This is a genomic window from Rhodanobacter sp. B04 (assembly GCF_002001125.1).
Taxonomy (GTDB): Bacteria; Pseudomonadota; Gammaproteobacteria; order Xanthomonadales; family Rhodanobacteraceae; genus Rhodanobacter.
Genome location: NZ_MUNV01000020.1, coordinates 47,971 through 56,323, shown reverse-complemented (window position 1 = coordinate 56,323; position 8,353 = coordinate 47,971). Strand labels below are relative to the sequence as shown.

Here is an 8,353-nt window from a genome sequence, read left to right as displayed (position 1 = left end):
TCAATAGGGCCACGTCGATCACTCCTGTTGCTCCCGCTCGTGCTGTGAGCGGAGGGTGGTAGGAGGTGGCTCAAATTTCGACGAAAATCACCCGGCGAAGTGGCTCAGTTTTGGATGGAACTCAACATTGTTGCCACCCAAATGAAGCACGCGGAAGGAATTGGCAGCCAGTTTTGGATAAACACCGGCGTAGCAATCGGCAGCTTCATCTTCGCCATATTGACGTGGATATTGGTCACCAACCAGCGGCAGACGATGGAGGTTCTCGGGGAAGAAATTGATCGACGTGAGCAGACGATCGCAAAGGATCACGAGAAGGTAAAAGACCTCTTTGAGGGAAGCTTCAACGCACTTCGAAAACGTCTTGGCTGGCAGAAGCGCATATTGCAGGCGATCTGCATCATCGTATCTTTCGGTCTGATCGCCACGTTTGTAGTGTATGCCTACCTCTTGTATTTACCATGACCCCACTTCTCGCCCCCGTGCTGTCCCTTCTCGCTTTCCCACTTCTGCAGTGCTGCATCGGCTAAACAAGTTTCAGCCATTTACCGTTCGGCCCACGTGGCTTGCCTAGGCCTCTCTTGCACTATATGGAGAGCGCGTAGCCATGGAATTGGCCTACTTAATAGGCTTCTTATAATTCCGTTTCGCTTTCGACCCAGAAGCGGGATTCGACGCCTCAAGTGGAAGGCCTTGCTGCTCCCCTACTTTTGTTTCGGCTCGGCCAAGCAATTGCCTAGCCTTGTTAGACAGGTCAATGAGCGATTCGAGGGTCGCACGTATTTCTTGATCGCGGGGTAGAGCGACTTGGGTTGCTCTGACCACATACTCTTGAGGAAGTTTCTGCTCTGATGTTCGAAACTGACATACCGCACCGGGCACTATCTCGATAGATAGGGAACGAGGCGTCATGCGGCTAAGCTCTGCAAGAGCTTGGTTGCCTGAGAAAGTATCTGCAAGCCACTTATATTCTGCCCAGCAGATATCGGCCGACGGTGGATCACTCCAGTGAAAAGCGGATCGAACTTGACGCTCGATTGCTTTGGTTACTCTCGCCCAAGACTGGTCCCATCCTCGCGGTCCACGCAAGGCTGCGGCTAGTCCAAACCACGCAAATGCCAACGGCGCGAAAGCAGGGAACTTCCGAAGTAAGAATGCATGACTCGTCCCTCTCCCAACAAGGAAGGCAGCCAGAGCCAACACCGCAGCAGAATACGGAGATACCGTGGGTGTACGGCCGCCCCCAGAAACGATGTCACTGGATATCCGCTGAAAGGCAACAACACGCTCTTCCACTGAATCGCTGAATATTTGGCGGTGGTATTTGAACAATTCGCGTTGCCCATACTGAGCTGCCCGCGTGTCATTGGCCATATCTGCAGCATGCAGAAAAAGATCCACCAACTCAGACATGTCAGACACATCAGCAATGTTCGCTGACAACGCTGCCCATATCGGCACAAGCATATCTACAGACACGACGCGCTTTCCGAATCTCTCGTCTCTTGAAGCGTCTCTCAGGCGCTCCGTGCACAATCTCGTTACAGCGTATGAGTCATGAAGAAGCACGGTACGCGCGACCGACGATGAGAAGCAGGCGGTCGCTCTTGATACAGGAAGTGCGTCAAGTTCGCCCTCAAAATCGGCCTGAGCCAAGATTTCCCCGAGAATGACGCTGGACCACTTATCGCTACGGGTCGCTTGACCATCAGTCTCCTCAGACGAAAGCAAAGCCCAATCAGCCTCGGTAACAACTCGTGCAAACTGGCTCAATGGAAATGCGCCTCGTGCGTACACACGTAGCCACGAGAGAGTCTCGGGTGCTGATTTCTTCTCCAGCACAAACATAGAAGGGGGCTGATAATCCAATGACCCGACAGATTCGCGGGTAAATGCCACCCTGACGCCCTTACTTCCGGCGAATGACCCGGGGAAAAACGGAGAGCTTCGCTCACGGAAGTCTCCGATTCCGAAGGCTACCTCCGGAAGTTCCTCTCTCTCAGCGGCATACCAAACTAAGTTCTCGGTGTTCATTTTTTGCTCGGAAAGAGGTCTTCGATTTCCATGTGCTTGGGCTGTGCAAAGGCCTCCTCAAGCGCCGGATTGGTCTTGCCGGTACAGTATGCGTTGAGCGCTGTTTTAGCGCGTGTAATTGCTGTGTACGCCAGAGTATTTCGTGACAACGGGCCGCGTCGCAGTTCTTCGACACCGAAGAGGTGTACAGCTCGAAACTCGACACCCTTCGCCGAGTGCATCGTCATGATATGAATAAGGGCGTCGCTTGCAAATCCGTCCGTATCCGCAACGTGATAGCACACGTTTTGCTCAAACTCTGTGCCCTCAAACCGCTCAGCCAATTCAGCTGCAGTGCTTCGCTTGCCACAGAAGATACCGATCTTCTCGCCCGGGAATGCGACGAGCTGGACGCTAAGTAATTCGCATAGTTTGGCGAATTGCTCATCGCGGTCAGCGCATCTATGAATTTCTGCACTGGGCGTCCCTTGGATCTTCGGATTGTAGTTGGATGTCGCTTCCAGTGACTGTCCGGGGTTCTCTGCGGCTAAGAGCCGATCTGCCACTTGGGCGATCCTCTGACCGATTCTGTAATGCTTGGTTAAAGTGTGCTTTTCCAAGCCCATGTCGGTGGCTATGTCTAAACCGTCTCGCTGGTAAATTCCTTGCTTCAGATCTCCACAAACGCAAACGTTGTCTGAAAGAGAGAGGAGGCAACGAAGCTCATCTACCGTTAGATCTTGAGCCTCATCCACGAATATTGAGCTATAGATCTTCTTTGCTGGTAGACATTCATTGGCCTGCTTCAACAACTCGACCGCCCGTGCTCTGGTCTCTTCATCAAAGTCTGCACCCTGTTCGATCAAGGGTACTTTCAGATAGCGCCCTATATGGCCCACCGCCCATGAATGAAAAGTTCGCACCTGATCACCCTCGATCAGGCCAGTCCCGACAAGGCCGCTTCTCAGAAAGTCACAGAGGGCGTTGGTATAGGTAACCACCAAAACGTTCTTCTCGCCTTGGCCTGCAACAAATTGTGCGCGAAGGAGTAAGAGATTTGTTTTACCTGATCCAGCTGGACCCTCTAACTGATACTTGCCGTGTGCGGGCAATTTAATGAATGCCTGCTGCGCGGGGTCAAGATCATCCTTTGAAACCCACCAACTTGTGTCCATTAACCTTAGTCCGTGTCGAGAACAAGCTGGCCAATATCCGTTCCGTGCAACACCGTTACATCATCGGTGGACTCAAGTAGATCGAGTACACGAACGAGTATATCGGCTAAGCAACGCGCGACATCTAGGGCGATAGTCTCCTCCGACTCACTTATCGTGGCCACCGCGACAACTTGTGGCTCTGGGTTTGGGGCCGCGCTTGACCCACAGCTCAGAGCTGCGGCAATTGAGACTCGGGCTGAGTTGCAGTTCATGTCATCGAACCAGTCGAGCCGAACGCTAGCCAAAACGGTCACTCTTGGGCCTATCTCTAGTTCGAATTCATACCCCGAAGCCCCCCCTGACGCATTTACCACCATGGTCACGTGTACCTTTCGGTCACAAGCAGCGATGAGCTCTGTTCGCACCACTTCACAGAACCTTTTTGCAAATTGCTCGCGTTCGAAGCGGAGCCTTTCATCCACCGCAGCTGCGCCCTGACTGCCCGCAAGTCCTTTCCCTTTCGCCAATCGACTCTTGAGCGTCGATAGACCGTCAGTCGACGCCTCAAAAGTGAAGTCGCTCCAGCTGACGATCCTCAACCTCGTGTCCACGTCTTTAGTAAGGCAACGGATAGCTAAAGCTTTTTGCGCCACTAGGCGAGTTGGATCAGCATCAGGGAAGTTCGGAATTTTTGTAAGAACGGCTCGGGCTACGAGCCATCGGTTATCTAGATTCACCTCATCATCGAACAGCGGTTTTTTATTTATCAGATCATGAAGAACTGCTCCTACCTGATAAATGTTGAGCGCCTTCCAGAGGTTTGGCGAGGGCGCATCGAGCCGGAATAGGTATTCGGGCGAGCTGTACTGAGCCGTCGCAATGAATGGCCTCTTCTGCCCATGATCCGTCGCATCGTTCCCCTCTTCGTCTCTCGGTGACATGGTGCGCGACACACCCAAGTCGATGAGTTTTAGTTGGGAGAAGTCTTCAGAGACATGAATATTCTCTGGCTTTACGTCGCGATGAGCGATGTCTAGCTTTTCAAGAAAGACAACCGCCTCTACAAGCTGCTTCACGAGGCCGGAGACTTTTTCATCCGGAACATCTGCAAGCACTCTCTTTAGCTGCGGCCACGGTACGAATTCCATCTCAATGAATGCGGTGCCTTCAGCTTCTTCGACCCTGAACACCTTTACGAGCGTTGAACAGTCATGGCCAATGAGCGATCGCTGCAAATCAAGGCGCCGTGCTTCGGCTTTTGCATGGTCTCCTGTTAAGAACTTGGGGTCATACACCTTGATGGCTCGTGGGCCTGAGTCGGTGTCCACTTTGTAGATCGCAGCGGACCCTCCTGATCCGATGAACGTCGGATGCGAGTACTTATCCTTAGCCTTTAGGAATCGGCCGAGGCGAACCTCGATATCCTCGCGAACCGCATCCGATATGTCAGGCATGCTCCCTCCTTAGGTGCGTCGCTCTTCCGTCGATCGACATTTTGGTACGGCAGAGCTTATGGCCCGGCGCCATTTAGCTTCCTGCGGATATTCCCCATAGCTAAAGTATGAACGATTGCAGCCGAAATTCGAGACACGAAGGCGCCGGTACCCAAAAGTCAGCGCACCAGTCGAACCATTCTGGAGTAGTGCATTGATTTGCGGGATACGGAACGGGATACCAAAAACTTTGACGCTGCCTTGTTTGGCTCTGTTGATGGCCTCAAAGGCCATACATGGGGGTTGGTGGGCCCACCACATGAGCTTTGCTCAACTGCCATAGAGCGCCTCCGCGCGCTGGAACAACACCCAACTAGTAGCGATGAACTTGTCGCCGCCCTGCGGACGGTTGCCGCGATGGGTGTGGGTGAACGCAGCCGGTGCGATCAACAGGCTGCCTGTGCGGGGTTTGATCTTTCGCTGCTGATGGAAAAACTCGGTCTCGCCTTCGGCAAAGCCATCATTGAGGTAGACCGTCCATAGCAGGTGGCGGTGCAGGGTCTGCGCAGTGGCATCCTTGGGAAACAGTTCGCAATGCCAGTAAGGGTAGCCGCCCGTGTCAGCGCGATAGCGCTGCAGATTGATGCTGCCTGGCGTGAACACGGTGCGGGCCAGCGAGCTCAGGGCGGCATCGTCCATCGCGGCCAGATCATCCTCGGTCAACTGGCGCGACTGGCCCGTGGCGTCGGGAACCTTGAGCATCAACGGCGCAATGAGAGTGTAGGGGTAGCGGCGCAGGTAACGGGTAAGCCCCGCCAGCATTGCCAGGTTCAACGCGGTTTCAGCGTCACGCCACTCCGGCTTGCCGGTGATGGTGATGTCGGCACTGTCCTTGAGTTCCGGATACACCCCGCTACCGACCTGTCCCGGCCTTGATTGCCCACTAAGCTTGAAGCGTTCGATCAGTGCAGCGCATTGCTCGGGCGCCAGCGCGTTGTCGAAAATCTCGATGAAATCGGACTGCATCTGGGCCTGCATCAGGTGCTCAACGTGGGTGAAGGTGGAGAGTGCTTATAACGCAGTTCGAATTGATGTTTCTCAATTTCATGGCCGCTGTGCGTGATACCACGCCATTGGGTTGAAGTGCGCTTTCACTCGGCCCAGCGAAACTATCGTATAGCCAAGTCATCCGCGAAGAGCGCCGAGGAGTTGCGGTTGGAATTCGGGGAGCGCATCCGGCGCTTGCGAATACGATGAGATCCCGATCAACGGCGGACGGCAGCCGAGGCCAGCCTATCGGAGCGGGTACTGCTATGGACTGGAAACGGCACGGCCTCAACGCTGCGTAGCCACCACATGAAGCGTGATCGTTGCGAACGCGCCATCATTGGCCAGTGCGGTTACACGGGATTCGCCGGCCTGCGCCAGCGTAAGCGGCAACTTGGCATCGCCTTCGCTGCTGCCCTGCAGTCGACCGTCGAGCAGCCATTGCACGGTGCCCTGCGCACCGAGCGCCTGCAAGATCACGCGCAGCGGTTTGTTGCTGTTTGGCGCCTGACGCAAGGTGGCTCCGTCGCTCAATCCCGCAATGCGAATCGGCATGGCCACTTCGAGTGAATCGGCCGCACAGCCCGGCGCCAGTGGCGGCAATGCCGAACTGCTGCGGTCATCCACGCTCAGCCAAGGCGTAACGAGTGTCGGCCAGCGAGCCAGCTGGATCGTGCTTTCATGACGGGCGTGGCAGGCACCGCTGAGGCGCTGGCCCTTGTCATTCACGCGCAACGTGAGCAGGCCCGATGTCCATGCGCCGAGGTCGCGCTCGGCGAACGTGGGTGGCAGGGCATCGTCGAGTACCCACGCCGTGCGGCGCTGCCGGCACAGTTTTCCCGGCGTGGCACCCGCGGCGGCGCCGAGCGGCCAGCAGATGTCCACGGCACGTACGCTGGCCGGTTGCGCGGCGTGGCTGCCGCCCCGGCCGGGCAGCATGTCGGTGAGCTGGAACAGCAGCGGCAACGCGGTCACCGCGCCGTACTGGCCGGGCGAGGGCGTGCCGTCCGGACGGCCGATCCACACGCCGACGGTCCAGCGGTCGGTGACGCCGATCGACCATGCATCGCGATAGCCGTAACTGGTGCCGGTCTTCCACGCCACCGCGGCGTGCCGGTTGATCGCGCCTTCCAGCGGGGCGCCTTCGACGTCGGCCGGGTTGTGTTCCAGGATGTCGCGGATGATCCATGCCGCGCCCGGTGACAGCAGGCGCCGTGACTGCATCGGTTGTTGTGGCGTGTAGCGCGGCGTGCCAGCGATGCCGCCGTTGGCGAACGCGGTATAGGCGCCGACCAGGTTTTCCAGCCGGGTGGCGGTGCCGCCGAGGATGATCGAGAGATTCGGCTGCGCACCGTCGGGCAGGCCGAGGTCGACGCCGCCATTGGCCAGCCGCGCCACGAAGCGGTTGGGGCCGACGCGATCCAGCACGTCCACCGCCGGCACGTTGAGCGAGCGCTGCAAGGCCTCGGCCACGCTGACCGGGCCGCTGAACGCCTCGTCGAAATTGCCCGGCCGGTAGCCGCCGAAATCCTGCGGTGCATCGACCAGCAGGCTCTGCGAATCGATCAGGCCATCGTCCAGCGCCAGCCCGTACAGGAATGGCTTCAAGGTGGAGCCGGGCGAGCGCGGCGCACGCACCATGTCGACATGGCCCAGCCGCAGCGGATCGGCGAATTCCGCGGTGCCCACATAGACACTCGCTTCCAGCGTGGTGTTGTCGACCACCAGCACCGCGGCCGAGGTGCGCGCGGGCAGCCGCGCCAGGTATTCGCTGACCCGGTCCTCGGCGGCGCGCTGCAGGTCGGCGTCGATGGTGGTGACGATGCGCCGCGCCTGCGGCTGTTGCTGGTGCAGTCGCTCGGCGAGCAAGGCCGCTTCCAGCGGTGCACGCAGCGAACGCGCGACCACCGGCTCGATCGTCGCCTCACGCACCTCGGCCTCGCTCCATACCCCTTCGTCGCGCATGCGCTGGAGCACCTTGTCGCGAGCGCGGCGGGCCGCATCGGGATGGCGATCCGGGCGCCACCGGCTCGGCGCCTGCGGCAGCACCGTGAGCAGTGCCGCTTCGGCACGCGACAGCTGGCTGGCCGGCTTGCCCAGGTAGGCCCACGAAGCCGCCTGCACGCCTTCGATCGGCCCGCCGAACGGCGCGTGGTTGAGGTACAGGTCGAGGATCTGCGCCTTGCTCAGGTGCGCTTCCAGTTGCAGCGCGCGGAAGATCTGCAGCAGTTTGCCGCGGAACGTGTGCGGAATAGGTTGAATGATCCGCGCCACCTGCATGGTCAATGTGGAGCCGCCAGACACCACGTGGCCATGCCGCAGCAGGCCGCCGAGGCCGCGCACCAGCGCATACGGATTGACGCCGGGGTGCCGTGGAAACCAGCGGTCCTCGTAGGCCAGCAAGGCCTTCAGGTACAGCGGCGACACCTGTTGCGCGCTGGTCGGATAACGCCACACGCCATCGCTGTCGGCGAACGCGCGCAGCGGCGTGCCATCGCGCGCCAAGACCACCGTGCTGCCGGTGTCGGGCGGCGGCAGCCGCAACGGAAACAGGCGGTCGAGTACGAACGCCGCCAGCAGCAACATGGCGACTGCGATCGTCGCACCACGCGACCAACGCCAGGCGCGCCCACGTCGCACGAACGCAGGCGGATCGGGGGGTGGCATGGCGGTGGGAACGATCGAGCTCATGCGGGCGACATC

The 8,353-nt window shown here is 58.4% G+C and carries 6 protein-coding genes; 1 reads left to right on the top strand and 5 read right to left on the bottom strand.

Annotation, left to right across the window (positions count from 1 at the left end; all coding sequences use genetic code 11):
* Positions 1 to 114: 114 nt before the first annotated feature.
* Positions 115 to 465 carry a hypothetical protein gene (locus B0E46_RS14230; RefSeq protein ID WP_077556435.1) on the top strand — a complete coding sequence of 117 codons (351 nt, stop codon included), beginning with the start codon at positions 115 to 117 and terminating at the stop codon, positions 463 to 465.
* A 153-nt stretch (positions 466 to 618) separates the two neighbouring features.
* On the opposite strand, the gene B0E46_RS17430 is transcribed toward B0E46_RS14230, so the two are convergent.
* The 5 genes from B0E46_RS17430 to pbpC all read right to left on the bottom strand — a co-directional run bounded on the left by B0E46_RS17430 (position 619) and on the right by pbpC (position 8,236).
* Positions 619 to 2,034 (bottom strand): hypothetical protein, encoded by a 1,416-nt coding sequence (locus B0E46_RS17430; protein ID WP_139350560.1) that lies wholly within the window; start codon positions 2,032 to 2,034, stop codon positions 619 to 621.
* Entirely contained in the window at positions 2,031 to 3,188 is a 1,158-nt protein-coding gene (locus B0E46_RS14225) for a UvrD-helicase domain-containing protein (protein WP_077556434.1), read from the bottom strand. Before B0E46_RS14225 ends, B0E46_RS17430 begins: the two co-directional genes overlap by 4 nt.
* A gap of 5 nt (positions 3,189 to 3,193) precedes the next feature.
* A complete protein-coding gene (locus B0E46_RS14220; RefSeq protein WP_077556433.1) occupies positions 3,194 to 4,624 on the bottom strand; it encodes a protein kinase in 1,431 nt (476 codons plus the stop codon).
* A gap of 309 nt (positions 4,625 to 4,933) precedes the next feature.
* On the bottom strand, positions 4,934 to 5,641 hold the full coding sequence (locus tag B0E46_RS14215) for a 2OG-Fe(II) oxygenase (RefSeq protein WP_077556432.1): 708 nt from the start codon (positions 5,639 to 5,641) through the stop codon (positions 4,934 to 4,936).
* Positions 5,642 to 5,938: 297 nt separating this feature from the next.
* A complete protein-coding gene (gene pbpC, locus B0E46_RS14210; RefSeq protein ID WP_254425175.1) occupies positions 5,939 to 8,236 on the bottom strand; it encodes a penicillin-binding protein 1C in 2,298 nt (765 codons plus the stop codon).
* Positions 8,237 to 8,353: the final 117 nt, after the last annotated feature.

Bases quoted from the DNA above. Each gene is read 5' to 3' on its own strand.
- B0E46_RS14230 (WP_077556435.1), top strand. From the start codon at position 115: ATGGAACTCAACATTGTTGCCACCCAAATGAAGCACGCGGAAGGAATT.
- B0E46_RS17430 (WP_139350560.1), bottom strand. From the start codon at position 2,034: ATGAACACCGAGAACTTAGTTTGGTATGCCGCTGAGAGAGAGGAACTT.
- B0E46_RS14225 (WP_077556434.1), bottom strand. From the start codon at position 3,188: ATGGACACAAGTTGGTGGGTTTCAAAGGATGATCTTGACCCCGCGCAG.
- B0E46_RS14220 (WP_077556433.1), bottom strand. From the start codon at position 4,624: ATGCCTGACATATCGGATGCGGTTCGCGAGGATATCGAGGTTCGCCTC.
- B0E46_RS14215 (WP_077556432.1), bottom strand. From the start codon at position 5,641: ATGCAGGCCCAGATGCAGTCCGATTTCATCGAGATTTTCGACAACGCG.
- pbpC (WP_254425175.1), bottom strand. From the start codon at position 8,236: ATGTTGCTGCTGGCGGCGTTCGTACTCGACCGCCTGTTTCCGTTGCGG.